18 protein-coding genes are annotated in these 16,912 nt (G+C 45.6%); 4 read left to right on the plus strand and 14 right to left on the minus strand.

Translation table 11 applies throughout. The features are described 5' to 3' along the window. Window positions 1–94: 94 nt before the first annotated feature. Window positions 95–1,762: an AMP-binding protein gene (locus tag VTH8203_RS24240; protein WP_096995863.1), complete on the minus strand. Its 1,668-nt coding sequence runs from the start codon at window positions 1,760–1,762 to the stop codon at window positions 95–97. A gap of 251 nt (window positions 1,763–2,013) precedes the next feature. Here VTH8203_RS24240 and pilW point away from each other — a divergent pair, with 251 nt between their 5' ends. Next, the gene (pilW, locus tag VTH8203_RS24245; protein WP_096995864.1) at window positions 2,014–2,739 is read left to right on the plus strand and encodes a type IV pilus biogenesis/stability protein PilW; all 726 of its coding nucleotides are present in this window, start codon (window positions 2,014–2,016) and stop codon (window positions 2,737–2,739) included. Here the strand turns inward: pilW and rlmF are convergent. The 13 genes from rlmF to rpiB form a co-directional block, all read right to left on the minus strand. Continuing rightward, window positions 2,731–3,789 carry a 23S rRNA (adenine(1618)-N(6))-methyltransferase RlmF gene (rlmF, locus tag VTH8203_RS24250; RefSeq protein ID WP_096995865.1) on the minus strand — a complete coding sequence of 353 codons (1,059 nt, stop codon included), beginning with the start codon at window positions 3,787–3,789 and terminating at the stop codon, window positions 2,731–2,733. The two genes, pilW and rlmF, sit on opposite strands and share 9 nt — an antisense overlap. Next, on the minus strand, window positions 3,773–4,282 hold the full coding sequence (locus VTH8203_RS24255) for a M48 metallopeptidase family protein (protein ID WP_096995866.1): 510 nt from the start codon (window positions 4,280–4,282) through the stop codon (window positions 3,773–3,775). The genes rlmF and VTH8203_RS24255 overlap by 17 nt, the downstream gene beginning before the upstream one ends. 151 nt (window positions 4,283–4,433) lie before the next feature. Further along, window positions 4,434–5,546 carry a 3,4-dihydroxy-2-butanone-4-phosphate synthase gene (gene ribB, locus VTH8203_RS24260; RefSeq protein WP_096995867.1) on the minus strand — a complete coding sequence of 371 codons (1,113 nt, stop codon included), beginning with the start codon at window positions 5,544–5,546 and terminating at the stop codon, window positions 4,434–4,436. A 10-nt stretch (window positions 5,547–5,556) separates the two neighbouring features. Next, window positions 5,557–6,402, minus strand: coding sequence for a sugar phosphate isomerase/epimerase family protein (locus VTH8203_RS24265; RefSeq protein WP_096995868.1), 846 nt, complete (start codon window positions 6,400–6,402; stop codon window positions 5,557–5,559). Between the two features lie 16 nt (window positions 6,403–6,418). After that, on the minus strand, window positions 6,419–7,327 hold the full coding sequence (locus VTH8203_RS24270; protein ID WP_096995869.1) for an AEC family transporter: 909 nt from the start codon (window positions 7,325–7,327) through the stop codon (window positions 6,419–6,421). Between the two features lie 2 nt (window positions 7,328–7,329). Further along, a complete protein-coding gene (locus VTH8203_RS24275) occupies window positions 7,330–8,106 on the minus strand; it encodes a triose-phosphate isomerase (RefSeq protein WP_096995870.1) in 777 nt (258 codons plus the stop codon). Beyond that, window positions 8,103–8,735 carry a dihydroxyacetone kinase subunit DhaL gene (gene dhaL, locus VTH8203_RS24280; RefSeq protein WP_096995871.1) on the minus strand — a complete coding sequence of 211 codons (633 nt, stop codon included), beginning with the start codon at window positions 8,733–8,735 and terminating at the stop codon, window positions 8,103–8,105. Before dhaL ends, VTH8203_RS24275 begins: the two co-directional genes overlap by 4 nt. Before the next feature lie 2 nt (window positions 8,736–8,737). After that, window positions 8,738–9,739: a dihydroxyacetone kinase subunit DhaK gene (locus tag VTH8203_RS24285; RefSeq protein WP_096995872.1), complete on the minus strand. Its 1,002-nt coding sequence runs from the start codon at window positions 9,737–9,739 to the stop codon at window positions 8,738–8,740. Window positions 9,740–9,756: 17 nt separating this feature from the next. Further along, window positions 9,757–10,767, minus strand: a complete 1,011-nt coding sequence (locus VTH8203_RS24290) for a 4-hydroxythreonine-4-phosphate dehydrogenase PdxA (RefSeq protein ID WP_096995873.1) — start codon at window positions 10,765–10,767, stop codon at window positions 9,757–9,759. Between the two features lie 18 nt (window positions 10,768–10,785). Beyond that, complete coding sequence (locus tag VTH8203_RS24295) at window positions 10,786–12,069, minus strand: TRAP transporter large permease (protein WP_096995874.1); 1,284 nt, start codon at window positions 12,067–12,069, stop codon at window positions 10,786–10,788. After that, window positions 12,066–12,641: a TRAP transporter small permease gene (locus VTH8203_RS24300; RefSeq protein WP_240495636.1), complete on the minus strand. Its 576-nt coding sequence runs from the start codon at window positions 12,639–12,641 to the stop codon at window positions 12,066–12,068. Before VTH8203_RS24300 ends, VTH8203_RS24295 begins: the two co-directional genes overlap by 4 nt. Window positions 12,642–12,697: 56 nt before the next feature. Next, window positions 12,698–13,681, minus strand: coding sequence for a TRAP transporter substrate-binding protein (locus tag VTH8203_RS24305; protein ID WP_096995875.1), 984 nt, complete (start codon window positions 13,679–13,681; stop codon window positions 12,698–12,700). 39 nt (window positions 13,682–13,720) lie between these two features. After that, complete coding sequence (rpiB, locus tag VTH8203_RS24310; RefSeq protein WP_096995876.1) at window positions 13,721–14,167, minus strand: ribose 5-phosphate isomerase B; 447 nt, start codon at window positions 14,165–14,167, stop codon at window positions 13,721–13,723. A 429-nt stretch (window positions 14,168–14,596) separates the two neighbouring features. Between rpiB and glpX the strand changes: the two genes are divergently transcribed. The 3 genes from glpX to tnpA form a co-directional block, all read left to right on the plus strand. After that, window positions 14,597–15,604 carry a class II fructose-bisphosphatase gene (glpX, locus tag VTH8203_RS24315; protein WP_096995877.1) on the plus strand — a complete coding sequence of 336 codons (1,008 nt, stop codon included), beginning with the start codon at window positions 14,597–14,599 and terminating at the stop codon, window positions 15,602–15,604. A gap of 40 nt (window positions 15,605–15,644) precedes the next feature. Then, complete coding sequence (locus VTH8203_RS24320) at window positions 15,645–16,619, plus strand: sugar-binding transcriptional regulator (protein WP_006073807.1); 975 nt, start codon at window positions 15,645–15,647, stop codon at window positions 16,617–16,619. 164 nt (window positions 16,620–16,783) lie between these two features. Further along, window positions 16,784–16,912: IS66 family insertion sequence element accessory protein TnpA (tnpA, locus tag VTH8203_RS25330; protein ID WP_442478236.1), on the plus strand; the 129-nt coding region annotated here is incomplete at its 3' end.

The following is a 16,912-nucleotide window of genomic DNA, read 5'->3' on the forward strand; positions in this document are numbered from 1 at the left end:
CGCTGCCTCCAAATAAACAAAGCCACACTAGAAGTGTGGCTTATGGATGAACAGAGCGCCAATTTTGCTAGGCGATTGTCTCAGTGACCAGGCTTTATTCGTCTCTTAAAACTCGACGCAGTATTTTACCCACGTTGGTTTTTGGCAGCTCATCTCTAAATTCAATCACTTTAGGGATTTTGTATCCTGTGAGATGTTGGCGGCAGTGCTTTTTAATGTCATCGACCGTCACCGGGCCGCTCGTCACTACAATTAACTTAACGCGCTCACCCGCTACGTCATCAGGCACACCTACCGCTGCCGCCTCAACAATTTTCGGGTGTAGCGTTGCTACCTCTTCAATTTCTGTTGGGAAAACATTAAAACCAGAAACCAGAATCATGTCTTTCTTACGGTCTTCAATATAGAAAATACCGTCTTCATCCATACGACCAATGTCGCCCGAATACAGCCAACCATCTTTGGTTAGTACTGCGTTAGTCTCCGCCTCTTGTTTCCAGTACCCTTTCATTACTTGGTCACCACGGATTTGAATTTCACCCACTTGGTTAACACCTAATGGCTCACCACTCTCATCGACAATACGCAGTTCAGTACTTGGTAGCGGTACGCCCACCGCTGGGACGAAACACTGTTGAGTATGAACACCGCCGGCAACCACCGGTGAACACTCCGTTAGACCATAGCCTTCGATAATTGGCATCCCAGTAATCTTTTGCCATTCATCCGCAATGTGTTTTTGAGTGGCCATGCCACCTGCGATGGTGAACTCAGCACTGGAAAAATCCAACTCTCTAAATTTTGCATTCTTATTCAGAGCGGCAAATAACGTATTAAGGCCAAATATCATAGTGAAAGGATACTTGCTTAGGTCGTTGACAAAGCTATTCAAATCACGTGGATTGGTAATGAGTAGGTTGCTACCACCCATGTACATCATCAGCATCATACTTACGGAGTTAGCAAAAATGTGGTAGAGCGGTAATGGTGTCACAGCACGCTCTTTGTCTTTCGACGTTCTAGGACCAAAATGGCCATAGACCTGCAAGACATTAGCAATGATGTTTCTGTGAGTCAGCATTGCTCCTTTCGCGAGCCCTGTAGTGCCGCCAGTGTATTGCAGATAGGCCAAATCACCACTTTCAATTATCGGTGGGTTAAAGTCCATACGTTTACCGTCTGTAAGCGCGCGTCTTAATGAAATCGCCCCTGGCAAATGGTACTTAGGCACCATCTTTTTCACGTACTTAACCACAAAGTTCACTAAAGTTCGTTTGTGTGGCGCGAGTTCATCACCAATGCTGGTCAGGATGACATGTTTAATACTGGTTTTGGCAATAACCTGTTGTAAGCTATTGCCAAAGTTTGTCACCGCTACAATGATCGTCGCACCTGAATCACGCAACTGGTGCTCAAGCTCTCTTGGTGTGTATAACGGGTTAACGTTAACCACAACAAGCCCGGCCTTCAACGCGCCAAGAATGGTGATCGGATATTGCAGAAGGTTTGGCATCATCAGCGCGATTCGATCGCCCTTTTTGGCCTTAAGTTCGTTCTGAAGATAGGCAGCAAAGGCATCACTTTTCTCGTTCAGATCACGATACGTAAGCGAATGTCCCATGTTAACAAAAGCCGTATTATCCGCGTATAACTCAAACGGCTTGACAAACATCTCATTGATGTTGGCATATTGGTCAATATCGACGAATTCTGGAACATCATCGGGATACGTGTTTAACCAAGATTTGTTATTTGTGCTCATTGCTTTTACACCTATTTATTTTGTCTTGCGTACTCTAACGAAGTTCACTCAATAGATATAGATTAGAGTCATTATTCTATCTCAAATGACTACTTTATAGACAAAAACATTCCCTCTCGCTCCACACCTTTCACTGAGTAATGAAGGTTCACTCGCACCGTTATGGCATTTTCCTACGCAAAACCTGACATCGACTTATGATTAGTCACCTTGCAACTACGATATCACATCAAAGGATTTGGAAAAGTACGATGCAAAACCATACTTACTTTCTGGTGGTGATTTCGATGATAACCACTGGCTGTGTGACGGTTCCAGGAGCCGATACTCATGCTCAGCACAGCTCAATAGACATGGCAAATACCCGTATAGCCTTGGGCCTTAACTACATCAAGCTCGAACAGTACTCGAAAGCACGTCAAAGCTTAGAAAAAGCCATGAAATATGCGCCTCATTACTACAAGAGCAGCTTATCTTTAGCGTATTATTTCGACGTCGTTGGGGAAGTAGATAAGGCAGCAGCGCTTTACCACACAACGCTTAAAGCCCATCCAAACAACGGCAGCGTGTATAACAACTATGGTACTTTTCTGTGCAAGCAAGGAGAATATCAAACAGCGGATGTCTTATTTAATCAAGCAATCAATAAGCCAAATTATTATGCGGTCGCTGAAACCTACGAAAATGCAGGATTGTGCGCCTTAAAAGCGCACAAAAGTCAGCAAGCCAAATACTATTTTCACAAATCAGTTGAACACCAACCGCTGCGTCCCATTGCCAGCTTGCAATTAGCGGCAATAGAAATAGAACAGGATCAGTTGCATCAAGCTCGGTTAAGATTACTCGAATTTAGTCAACGCTATGGCTATCAACGAAGCAATCTTGCGCTATTAATCGACCTTGAGCGGAAGTCGGATAACTGGGTGTTAGTCAACAAATACCAAGCCTTGCTTGAGCTAGAAAACGGTTCAAAGTAGTGCTTGGACCTTATTATGTCTTTGTTCTGCTGACATGAATGTCCATGCTAAGAAACGGCTTTTCTTCTGCCCTTGTGCCATGTCTTGAATCACAATTTCAGAGGCACCCAGTTTTTCTAAACGCTTTCTCAGAGGGCGAATATTGTCTTTTTTGGAGAGTAAAGTGCTAAACCAAATCACTTGTGAGGTGAAGTCTTTACTTTCCTCGGCCATCTTAAGGACAAATGCTTCCTCTCCTCCGGGACACCACAGCTCTGCATTTTGGCCGCCGAAATTGAGCTTACTATCCAAATTGGTCACACCGGACTGACCACGCGAGTTTTGGTTTTTTGAGAGATTGTTATGTTTGCGCTTTGTGCCTTGTTGCGCCTCTGCCATCGATTTATGGAAAGGCGGATTACAAGTGGTCGCGACGAAGAAATCATCAGTCGCAATGACACCATTAAAGATACGCTGGCTGTTTAGCTGATGTCGAATCTCAATTTTTCTCGCCAGTTTGTCGTTGTTATTAACGATCTCCTTGGCACAATTCACCGAAATTGGGTCGATATCCGACCCTACCCAATTCCAGTGATGACGTGTCGCACCAACAATCGGATAGATACAGTTTGCACCAGTACCAATATCGAGCGCTTTGACCTTAAGGCGAGCTTTCTCTGACTGTCCTTGCATTAAGTCATATTGCAACCACTCATTAAGTCGATGAACGTAATCCGCTCTACCGGGGATAGGAGGGCACAAATAACTCTCAGGAATGTCCCAGAAGTCTATACCATAGTAGGCCTTGAGCAAGGCGCGATTGAGAAGCTTAACCGAAACAGGGTCGGAGAACATAATTGTCGCCTCCCCTTTGGGATTGCGGATCACCGAATCCTTTAGTTCGGGGAGTGCTTGTGTGAGCTTTACAAAATCATAGCGGCCATGGTGAAAATTGTCTTTGTGTAGACCCTCCGCATGACGCTTAATCAGCTTGGTTTCGAAGCTCGCTTTTTTGCTCTTGTTCGTCTGACCCGATCTGCTTTGCGCACGTTGGCTATTTTCGGTCTTCATGCTTAAGCTCCTGATAGATCATAAATAGACGCGCATCGAACTCTAACTGGTGATAGTCAGGCTCCATATGACAGCATAATTGGTAAAACGATTTGTCGTGCTCTTTCTCCTTAATATGAGCAAGTTCATGCACCACTAGCATCCGCAATAACGGCTCCGGCGCATGTTTAAACACGTTAGCAATGCGAATTTCGTTCTTAGATTTTAGCTTACCACCATGGGCACGAGACACGTAGGTATGTAAACCAAGCGCGTTATTGATTAAGTGAATTTTGTTGTCCCATAGAACCTTTGAAATTGGCGCTGTTTTTTTCATATAGCGCTGCTTGATATCCATGGTGTAGTCGAATAACGCTTTTTCACTTTGAATTTGATGACGATCTGGATAACGCTTTTCAAACCACGTGACAAAACGTCCGCTTTCAATCAGTGAAGATACCTGTTCAATAAGGTGTTGCGGATACCCCGCAATGTATTTGAGACTACTATTCATCCGCGCTTAGCGTATCCTAAAGTGAGTTTGCCGCCATTCTATAGAAGTCCCTTTTTGAAAGCCATAGCACGCTTTGCCAGTACCACTTCTCTGCGCCAACCAAAAAAAGCAGCCGAAAGCTGCTTTTGAGTCATTCCATCTGCGTTGCCCATTAATTGGGCTCAATATAGTCCACAACCTCCAAACCAAAACCCGACAACGAATGGTATTTCTTGTCTGCCGAAGATAACAGATTCATCTTAGTCACACCGAGATCCGCTAGAATCTGCGAGCCAACGCCCACCTGCCGAGAAGTGTTGGTTTTCTTGTTTTGTGGGTAGTGTTCCCCTTGGTCGAGTGCCTGATAACGCTTAACTCTCGCTATCTGCGACTCAGTACTATCCTGCCCTTCTAAGATCACCAGTACACCACCTCGGTCCGCAATAGTGGCCATGGCTTGGTTTAGTGTCCATGATGATTGCGATTCTCGAGTAGAAAACAGCACGTCTTGGAAAGTGTCTTTGACATGAACGCGAACGTTAGTCGGCTGCTCATCAATACTCCCTTTCACCATCGCGTGATGAATTTGGTTATCCACGGTGTCTTTGTAAGTCACCATCGAGAACTCACCAAATTCTGTTGGGATCTGACAGCTTGCAACGCGTTCAATGGTCGTTTCTGTCGCGTTTCGGTATTCGATAAGATCGGCAATCGTCCCCAATTTAATACCATGCTTTTCAGCAAACACTTCCAATTGTGGACGTCGAGCCATAGTGCCATCTTCATTAAGGATTTCAACGATAACTGACGCAGGTTCGTGCCCGGCTAATCGCGCTAAATCGCAGCCCGCCTCTGTGTGACCAGCGCGAACCAGTACCCCACCATCTTTGGCGGCCAACGGAAAAATATGCCCTGGCTGCACTAAATCGTGAGGCTGTGCATCCTTGGCAACGGCAGCCTGCACGGTTACAGCCCTGTCTTCGGCAGAAATTCCTGTAGTAACACCTTGTGCGGCTTCAATCGATACGGTAAACGCGGTCGCCCAAGGCTCAGTAGGATTTTGAACCATAGGGAACAAATTTAACTCTTGGCAACGCTGCTGCGTTAAGGTCAGACAAATCAGCCCTCGACCATGAGTGGCCATAAAGTTGATATCTTGGGCTGAGATGCACTCAGCCGCCATCATAATATCGCCTTCATTCTCACGATCTTCATCATCCATTAGGATGACCATTTTTCCTTGTTTGTAGTCTTCAATGACATCTTTGATACAGCTAATTGGCATAAGAAAACCTTTATTCTTGTTCGGCTAGTTGTTGAATGTAGGACACGCTAGATTTCAGTGCCGCTACAATGTTTTCCATACTTTCTGGCGAGCGCCCACGAATTGGAAAGGTGTCTTTGCGTCGATACATACGCAGTGGCTTTTCAATACTGAAGGGTAATTCACGGTTAGCCAGTGTTTGAATGATGGGTTCAAAATTAATGATCCCTTGTCCCAATGCTGGGAAGGTAAACTTGTCATCATGAATTTGCACATCTTTAATGTGGAAATGCTGACAGAAAGGTAACGCCATCTTAGCTTCTTCACTCGGGCTTAAATTGGGTACAAGAGAGACTGAGTTACCCGGATCGAAGTTGAGCGCTAAGGCATCATGGTTAACTTCTGAAAGCATTCGAACCCCATCGTGGGCCGTCGCAAACGCATTAAAGTTATGATCACCACCATTTTCAATACAGATGACACAGCCCTTATTTTTAGCGTATTCAGCTAACACTTTAAGATTGGCGATAATGGTGGCACGGTCGGCAATTGGGCCAGTACAGGTATTAAGGTAAGTCACTCCAAGATGATGAGCGAAATCGATTCTCATCATAAAATCATCGATCGCGCTCGGCGCCGCCAAATTCATGGTACAGCCCAGCGCATCGGTTTTAAGGTGCTCTTTCTCTAAAAGAGACAGTAGGTATTGAGCATGGTTCTCGGAAAACATGTCACTGTCAAGTTGACCAACATAGCCTTGGTTGAAGGCAAACTCGACTTTACCTACGCCCAATTGACTGATTGTTTTCAACGACGTTTTTAAATCATGTCCATCAAAAATCGCCGTATTGATGGCTAATCTATCTAATATTCCCATCACATTAATCCCTTAATTATGTTACTTGGAGCACCTTTTCCCATGTCACGAGCGACACCAACGAGAGCATCGTGGTAAACAGTATCACGCTCGCCGTTGCTTCCTTTGCCACCTGGTATCGCTCAGACAATAAGTAGACGTTAATACCCGTTGGTAGACTGGCTAAAATCACCAGCACTTGGATTTCGATTTGAGACAGTTGAAAGACCAAGCTTGCGAAAATCAGCATCGTCAGTGGAAAGACCACAATTTTCACTGCAAGAAGCAGGAATACTTTCTCTTGCATCAATGCGCGGAACGGATAGCTACTAAGGCTTGCACCAAGAATGAATAAAATAACCGGAAGAGCGGCCCAGCCAATCAGAGCTAAGCCATCAACAACAGCCGGAGAAAGAGTAATGCCCCATACATTAATCAATAATCCAGTGGCAATTGCGAGTAGAATCGGGTCGGTCACGACTTTTTTGTAAGAGTAGAAACCCGGCTCCCCCGAACGAATCATAAGTATATTGACCATGGGTAACACCACGACCAAATTGGTCACGATAATTCCCATCAAAATCAGTTCAGCTTCTGGGCCGTACAGTGAGAACACCAGTGGCACCCCAATACTAACGGCATTAGGGTACAGCGCAGAAATCGATTTGATCGTTGCCGCCGCTGCAGTGTCATTGCCTTTGACGGAGAGCCAAAGGCGGACGACAAAAAATAAACCTCCCAACCCCAAACCATAAGTAGCCAGTAGCTCTGGCGAAGGAAGCTGAGAGAGATCGGCGTGAACAAGTGAAGTAAAGAACAAACAAGGCGTGAGATAGCTAAAGGCAATATTGCGGCTCCAATCAATACGATGTTTCGTCAGGATTGGTAGCGTTTTAGCGGCTAGTAGCCCAAGCACAATGAGTGAGAGTAACTTCACTTGCTCCATCGTTAGTGCTCCAACTTGCTATTAGCAATACTGAGCAGCTCAACGTAGCCTTCGGCGTCCCATGCTGTACGCCCAACAAATACGCCATCGATATTCACTTGGTCGAGTAGCTCTGAGGCATTAGTTAGATTGACGCTGCCACCATATAGCAGCACCACACTGTCCGCTGTCTCTTGACCATAGCACTCCACCAACGCGTCACGGATTGCGCGATGTACCGTTTCGGCTTCTTCTTTGGTCGCCGGAGTGCCTCCTTCACCTATTGCCCATACAGGCTCATAAGCAAGGATAACATCAGTAACTTTATCGAAAGGAACGTCAAACAACGCAATCTTAACCTGTCGCACAACCGACTCTACTGATACGCTCCACTTCTTTTCATCTGCGGTATCACCAACACAAACCAATGGCGTTAGGCCATGCTTTAACGCTGCGAGTACTTTAAGATTGACGGTGTTGTCCGTCTCGCCGAACATGGCGCGTCGCTCAGAATGACCGATCTCCACAATAGAGACTCCACAATCTTTCAGCATCAATGGTGACACTTCACCGGTAAACGCTCCGCTGTCTTGCCAACACATATTCTGTGCGCCAAGTTGTATCGCCTCTGCATTTATCGTTTGTGCCATTTGAGAAAGATAAGGGAACGGCGGAATGACAAAAGGTTGAACTCGTCCATCTGACCGTTCAACTGCCTGCTCAACAGCCGCTGCCCATGACGCCGCCGAGGCAGCGTCTTTGTTCATTTTCCAGCTTGTGCCGATCCAGATTTTCTTCATGCTGGAACCTGCTCGCTCGCATACTCAGACATGAACTGTAAGATAAGAGACATAGATACCGCACCTGGATCAGGATGACCTAATGAACGCTCACCAAGAGTTTTTGCTTTGCCAGTGGTCGCAATCATATCTTTTGTCGCTTCAACTCCCTGTTTCGAGGCGGCAGCAATTGCAGGTAGGTTTTCTGTCAAATCACCAGAGAGTTTTTCAGAGGCTTCAACCGCGGCAACCAAGGCATCAATCATCGTCTTGTCACCTGGTTTTGCACCACCACGGTCATAAACACCTTGCAAACCACCCGCTAAGAATGTCGCCAGTGTTTCAGTATCCAGTTGCTGCGCACCTTTGATGGACTTAGCACCGCTACGGAACAAGGTACCGAAGATCGCCCCAGAAGCGCCGCCCATGGTTGCCATCATCGTCGAGCCAATTTTCAACATCAGCTTACTGACATCTTCCGGTTGGAAGTCATCCGTCAGCAGCGTCTGAACGGCTAGAAAGCCTCGCTCCATACCAATGCCATGGTCACCGTCACCAATTGCTTGGTCATACTTAGTCAGCATAGGTTCGCTATCGACCATGTTCTTTGCCACATAAGCCATCATGTTTTTCGCTGTTAATACATCCATTGTTATTTCCTCAAAGCAAATGATTCACAAGGTAGGTCGTAGAGCGCTTTCAGCTCGTCATCCAGTTTTAGTAACGTAATTGAGTAGCCAGACATTTCTTGAGACGTACAGTAGTTACCCACTAACGTGTCATGAACCGTGACGCCACGCTCTGCCAGAAGCGCATGCGCTTGCTTAGTCGCAATCAGAAGTTCCATGTAAGTCGATGCGCCTAGATTATTGACCAAAAGGCACACTTCATCGCCAGATTGATACGGAAGATCAGCGCAAAGATCGTCAATAAGACGAGTGACAACGTCGTCAGCAGAGGTCATTTTCTCGCGGGATACGCCCGGCTCACCATGCAACCCCATACCAATTTCTAGCTCATCATCTGGCAGTTCAAAGTTAAAGGTATTGGTTTGTGGTACTGAGCCCGCCGACAATGCCACGCCAATTGAACGGGTGTAGTCGCGAGCGCGTTCAGTCACTGCCACAATTTGGTCAAAGTCATCGTATTTTTCAGACGCTGCTCCAGCGATTTTTAGCACGTACAAGTCACCCGCTGTACCGCGTCTTTCTTCGATTTTTTCAAGCGGTGCAGAAGCCACATCATCCCAGACACGAATGGTGTGTGTTTTGATATCATCATCGTCAGCAAGTTCGGCAGCAATATCAAAGTTCATATTGTCGCCCGCATAGTTACCGTAAATATAAATCACGCCTTTGCCATTATTGACCGCTTCAGTCGTCTGTAAAATCACGTTAGGAGCAGGAGCGGCGAAAATATCACCCAGAGCCGCGGCATCCGCGAGCCCCTTGCCGACGTAGCCTGCAAATAATGGCTCGTGGCCTGCACCACCACCTGTCACGATAGCGACTTTATCCTGAGGAAAATCGGTACGCATTGCTGCGGTAATGCCTGGTAGTCCTTCCAGCTTGCCATTCATCGCAGCTAAGAGGCCATCAAATTGCTCTCTTGCCACCGCCATTGGATCATTGATCAGTTTTTTTGGCTTTCTCATGGGGTTCACCATTTATTTTATTGTTGTTTTAGTTGATAACTTGTCGCCATTCGAGTGGTCAGCTTCAGTGCATTTTCCATTGCAGGCGTTGAGGCAACATTCTTGCCGTAAATATCAAAGGCCGAGCCATGGTTAGCGGTGGCGATTGGAATTGGGATTCCGCCTTGAACCGTTACGCCGCGGTCAAAGCCCATCATTTTCAGCGCTGTCGCGCCCTGGTCGTGGTACATAGAAACAATCGAGTTCATCGATTCTTTCTCTACCACCCACATCGTCGTGTCCCCAGGGAATGGACCAAATGCTTCGATGCCTTTTTGCTTCGCTTTTTCAATCGCCGGCGTAATCGTGGTAATTTCCTCATCACCGAACAGTCCACCTTCCCCACCGTGTGGGTTCAGGGCTTGAACGGCAATTCGTGGTGAATCAAAACCTGCAGAGCGCAATGTTTTGTCCATCAGTTCAATGGTTTCCAAAACCGAATCTACTGTGAGGTTATCGACAACATTCTTGAATGGGATATGAGAGGTAACGCGACCGGCCCAAATATCGTCGACAACGTTAACTTCACAGCCAAACCCTTGATAGCCAGTCAGCTCTGCAAACCACGACAATTCATCGCGGTGAGCCAAACCTGCCATGCTCATCGCTTGCTTATTCAAAGGCGCAAAGCAAATGCCATGGGTTTTGTGGGCGAGGGTTAAATCAACCGCTATCTTGAGGGTTTCAAGTACGTAAGTTCCGCCTTGCGCCGTGGCTTTACCGTATTCAATAGGTTCGGCATGAGAGCTGCTAAATTTCAGTAGAACAGGCTTATTGTCGACAAAATTGGCCTCTTCGAATGAATCCACCACATCGTAATCAAACGTCACTTGCGCAATGTCCATGCCTTTACGAAGTTCGTATTCATCAGCAATGATAAGAATATTGGCTTGCTGTCTGTTTGCCTCGTCAGCGAGTACCTTAACCGCAACCTCTGGGCCAATTCCGGAAGGGTCACCTAATACAAGAGCAATAGTCGGTTTAGTCATGTTGTAATTCCTTGAAAGTTATTTATAAATGAAGTCCACAAAACCTACAGAGAGCGCGGGCACATACGTTGCCAATAACAGCACAACAAACAGTACTCCGATGAACAGCGCGTTGACTTTTGTTACCTGCCAAATGTCGCGTTTCGCAATAGAACACGCCGTGATAAGCACACTGGCTACCGGTGGTGTCTGCTGACCGATAGAGATATTCAGTGCTAGCATGATTCCAAAGTGAATTGGGTCGATGCCTAGTTCGTGAATCAGAGGTAATACGATAGGTACAGTTAGGATGATGGCCGCAGCGCCATGAAGGAACACGCCAACAATTAAAAGCATCACGTTAAGCATCATAAGTACAACGTACTTGTTTTCAGAGATACTTAAGATGCCAGCTGCCATTTGTTGCGGCACTTCTTGCTCGGTTAAGAACAGACCAAGTACAGCTGAGGTAGCGACAAGAAGCATGACTACTGATGTGCCTGTTACCCCTTCCATCATCGCTTTATAGAACAGTTTTAGGTCCATCTCACGATAGATAAAGATACTGATCACTAAAGCGAGTAATACCGCGATGCCCGCAGCTTCCGTCGCGGTCATAAACCCTGACAAGATGCCACCAAGAATAGCGAACGGCAGTGTTAGCGCCCAAAATGCATCTTTAAAGGCGACCCAAAGCTTACGCAGGCTGAACGACTCTTCTCTTGGTAAGTTGTATTTGACCGCGTAGTAATAGCACACGCCAAACATACCAGCTGCGCCTAATAGACCTGACACGATACCTGCCACAAATAGCTGTGAAATCGATACATCAGCCATTGCGCCATAAATAATCATCGGTAATGATGGTGGAATGATCACCGCAAGGGACGCCGATGACGATGTAACCGCAGCGGAGAAACTGCCTGAGTAACCACGTTTTTTCATCGCAGGAATCAAGATAGAACCTAGCGCAGCAACGTCGGCTACTGCTGAGCCAGAAATCTCAGCAAAAATCATCGAGACACCAACGTTTACCATAGATAGACCGCCACGAACGAAGCCTACAATAGCGTTGACGAAATTGATCAATCGCAGAGAAATACCGCCAGTATTCATTAGAGCGCCAGCGAAAACAAATAATGGAATAGACAGCAGCGTGAATTTAGAGCCACCTTCAAACATCGCCAGCGCGGCGTTATAGATTGCGTCAATACCTGACGTCGCAACCATTCCTACAATAGCAACCGCTCCAATAGCAACACCAATGGGTACATTAATCATTACTAAAGCGATCAAACAAAACAAAACGACTAACGCACTCATTTCACAGCCTCCATTGCTTCTGACATATCCTTTTTGGCATCACGAATTGCTTCTTTAATTTCTTCATCTTCTTGCGTTGAACCGTCACAAAGTAAATTCCATGCCTTTGGTAATGAGCAAAGCTGAGCCACAATAAATAGCACCGCTCCGATAGGTAACGCAGATTGAGCAAAGGAAAGCGTAATAAAGTCGAGACTGGTCAATGTCTCGTCCCCGAAAATCTCTAGAATGTAGTAACTGGCCCAAGCAATCACGGCAAAGAATCCAATCACCACCAATTCACTGAACAAAAACAGTGCTTTACGTAGTGGCAACGCCATACTGGCCACGAGACCGCCAAAGCCCATATGAGAGCGTTTAATGGCGCACAGCGCCGAACCATAGAATGTCAGCCACGCCAACAAAATCGCGGAAACTTCGTCGTACCAATAAAGAGAAGCACCGCTAAAACGCGAAAAAACAGCAACAATAATAATGGTGCTGAGTGCGAGTAAGATCGTCATGGAAATAGCGATCAACACTTTTTCTAGAACGCTAGAAACTCTATTTAACACAGCTAGAAAAGACATCATAAAACCTCGCGAAAAACACATGAGTGGCTGCACCCGAAGTGCAGCCAAGGGACTTCTTAGTTAGCTGTTGCCATTGCTTTATTCAGCATGGCTTCGCCGTTATTTACGTTTTTCACAAAATCATCGTAGATAGGTTGGCTTGCATCAACGAAGGCTTGACGGTTCGCTACATTAAGCTTCATACCACCAGCAACCAGTTTGTCTTTTAGCTCGCCCTCTAGCTTCGTGGCTTCTTGATAACCCCATTGCTGCGCTTGCTTCGCAGAGTCTTCAAGTACGGCACGTACTTCATCAGGGAATTTGCCATAGTGACGGGCACCTGCTGTTAGGTAAGCTGGAGTGTAGACGTGGTTTGTCACACTCAAATAGCCTTGTACTTCATGCAGTTTCGCAGCGTAGATGTTGGTGTAAGGGTTTTCTTGTCCATCGATGACGCCAGTTTGTAGGCCAATGAACACTTCACTAAAGCTCATAGGAGTTGGGTTCGCCCCCCAGTTTTTAAACATCTTCACGCGCCAAGAACTGTTTGGTGTGCGAATTTTTAAACCATCTAGATCTTCCGGTGTGTTAACCGGACGCTGAGCGTTGGTAATGTTTCGAAAGCCATTTTCCCAAAAACCGATAACCTTATAGCCTTTTTTTTCTGCCGCAGGTGCAATGTAAGGCCAGAATACTTGTTCTTCGATCTTGGCAACATGGTCACGATCTGAGACTAAAAATGGTAATTCAAACAACGCCATTTCAGATACGTGTGTTGGTAGTGTTGAAGTCAGCAGAGCCAAATCTACTGTGCCTAGCTTCAACTTCTGCTGCACATCTTTATCTTTACCTAATTGAGCTGCACCAAAAAACTTAAGGTTGTAGTCAATACCTTGTTTTTTGAATTCTTCGTTTGCCACTTCAGTAAAGTACTGTGTTGTATTGTATTGAAGTGAACCTACCTGCGCGCTTGTCGCCACTTTTAGGTCTTTGGCAAATGCCGCTGAAGAGAGAACGGCAGACACAGCGAGTGCAGTAAAAGTAAGTGTTGTTTTTTTCATTTTAGTTTCCACGTTATTCCATTAAACATTGAGGGAGGGTTATCCGATAAATTCTTTCTCTATCTCCTTGATTCTATTTACTTTAGTGGTAGATGGTCCGTCAGAAAACTCTGAATCTAACCAAGTATCTAATATTGCTTTTGCGAGTTCAGAACCGATCACGCGAGAGCCCATCGTGATGATTTGTGCATCGTTACTCTTACGTGCCCGCTCGGCAGAAAAGGTATCGTGACAAAGCGCCGCTCGAATGCCTGGTACTTTATTTGCCACAATCGATACGCCTATTCCGGTACCACAAAGAATGATGCCGCGCTCATGCTTTCCAGCACTGACTGCTAAGCTCACTTCTTTGGCAATATCCGGATACAGCGCGGCGTTCTCAGGGTCGATTCCGTAGTCGACATATTCAATACCTTTCGCAGCTAAATGAGCTTTCAAGCACTCCTTCAAATCTACCGCCGCGTCATCACATCCAATTGCAATCATGTCGCTATCCTTATGTTCATTTGTCCATCGAGATTACAAATGATATTGAACTTTTATTCTCAAAAGTTACAGATGAACATCTTTCAAATGAGATATTAGTCACCAAAACAATACAAATTATTAACATATTCGTGATCAAACCACCTTCAAAAACAATTTCATAAACTCTGGAGGCTTTTATAAATAACAAGATGATCGAGATCTAAAAAATAAGACAAATTGATATATTTCAAATATTTATATAGATTCCACCACCATAATCCGCCACCCGAAATAGAGTTATAACTCTATTCATAATCGACAAAAAATACTCATTTGATTGTTTGTTCAACCATATGAAGAAATGAGATCCTGAGCATTCAAAAGTGAGCGTTCAAATGATACATTCATTGTACATATGAACACAGATCATGACAAAAGGACTTCAAAATGTATAACGAATTAGGATTGACGCTGTCTCAAGTAACGGAATCGGCTGCACTTGCAGGATACAAATGGCTAGGACGCGGAGACAAAAATCGGGCCGACGATGCCGCTGTGGCCGCAATGAGACATCAACTGAATGATTCAAACGTCAACGCTACTATTGTGATTGGTGAAGGGGAGATTGACGATGCCCCTATGCTTTACATTGGTGAGCAGTTGGGTAAAGGCGGTGCTGCCATTGATATTGCCGTCGACCCTATTGAAGGGACGAGAATGACAGCAATGGGGCAACCCAATGCGTTAGCGGTGCTAGCAGCAGCGGAGAAAGATACGTTGCTTCAAGCGCCAGATATGTATATGGAGAAATTGGTAGTGGGCCCACAAGCGGCTGGCGCTATCGATTTAGCACGTCCTATTGAAGAGAACATACGCAACATTGCCCAACAATTGAATAAACCGATACAAGAGTTGGTCGTTGCGACATTAGCTAAGCCTAGACATGACAGCATCATTAAAACCATGCAAGCGATGGGAGTAAGAGTCTATGCGTTCCCAGATGGAGATGTCGCTGCCTCTTTGCTTACCTGCATGCCTGAAAGTGATGTCGATATGATGTACTGTATTGGCGGTGCACCTGAAGGCGTGGTGACGGCTGCGGTAATCCGTGCCTTGGGGGGAGATATGCAAGCACGTCTATTAACGCGTGATGTTGTCAAGGGCGATACCTTAGCCAATATTAAACATGCTGAGTCTGAACGCCAACGCTGCAACGAAATGGGAGTCTCTGAAAATGTCATTCTTAGACTCAATGATATGGTGAAAACCGATAATATCGTGTTCTGCGCTACCGGTATTACCAAAGGTGACCTCTTAGATGGCGTGCAAAAACATGGGTCGTACCTCACAACTGAAACCTTACTTATACAAGGTCACAACAGAACGATTAGAATGATAAAGTCTAATCACGACCTAAATAAAACAAATAAAGAACTACTTAAGCTTATTGCTTAGCAATTTAAGCGTTGTAGTAATACGCCTTGAAAGGAACAGAATGGACTTAACCAATATTGAACAAACAGAAGAAACCAATCTTCTGACCGAGATTGCCGTGGCCTATTATCAAGACGGAGCGACGCAAGAAGAAATTTCAAAACGTTTTGGTCTGTCGCGAGTCAAAATAGGACGATTACTTAAACGAGCACGAGATCAAGGCATCGTTGAAATTAAAGTCAAATACCACCCGGTGTTTGGCGCTAAGCTCGAAGAGCAACTTAAAGAGCGATTCGGTCTAAAGCGTGCGTTGATAGCGCTTGATCAGCCGACCGAGGACGAACAGCGTGCTTTATTGGCTGGCGTCGTCTCCACCTATCTTTCATCAACCTTAAAGGACGGTATGATCGTTTCTATCGGACAGGGGCGCAATGTGTCTTCCGTATCCGAGCATATCGGCGTTGTTAATCCTAAAAAGTGTACGTTCGTGTCTAGTATTGGAGGCATACACCCTCGTGGTGGGATGCTGAATGCCGACCATATTTCACGTCGTTTTGCCAAAACCTTTGGCGGAGTGAGTGAAACGTTGTACGCCCCGGCCTATGTTCGCAACCCTGATCTTCGTCGAGCATTGCTTGAAGATGAGACAGTCCAACAAACGATGGATATCGCTAAAAAGGCCGATGTGGCGTTAGTTGGAATTGGCGATCTTAATGAGAGTAGCTATATGGTGAACTTAGGTTGGTTCTCGGTTCAGGAAATGGTTGAAGCGAGAATTCAACAAGGGGTAGTCGGTGAAGTGGGTGGTTACGACTTTTACGACATTAAAGGCAATGTGCAAGACACAAAAATGAGTAATCGTGTGATCGGATTAACCATCGCTGACTACCAAAAAATCCCGCAAGTTATCGCCATTGCCGCCGAAAGCAGCAAACCACTTTCGATCGTTGGGGCGTTGCGCACTGGTGCAGTCGATATTCTTGCTACAAGCGTTGCTAACGCGATTACTATTCTTAATTTAGACGCTCAACAATGACATCTCAGTGCAGTGCTAGCGAAGTAGCATTGCACTCTCCTCGCTTCACAAGCTCATGTTCCGTTAACATTTTTGTCGAATAATGTAAGCGCGTCATAAACCCCGCATTCTAATCACCTAGCACGAATAATAAGATCAAATCTCCAACCATGAGGAGATTTGAAATGGGAAAACGACACACTAATCAAGAATGGCAAATGCTCATCGAGCAATCTGAATCGAGTTCATTGTCAACGCGTGCATTTTGTAAGCTCAATGAACTCAATCCCTCAACGTTTTATGCCAAGCGCCAG

Origin of the sequence: Vibrio thalassae, from assembly GCF_900089835.1 — a bacterium.
In the GTDB taxonomy this organism is placed as follows: domain Bacteria; phylum Pseudomonadota; class Gammaproteobacteria; order Enterobacterales; family Vibrionaceae; genus Vibrio; species Vibrio thalassae.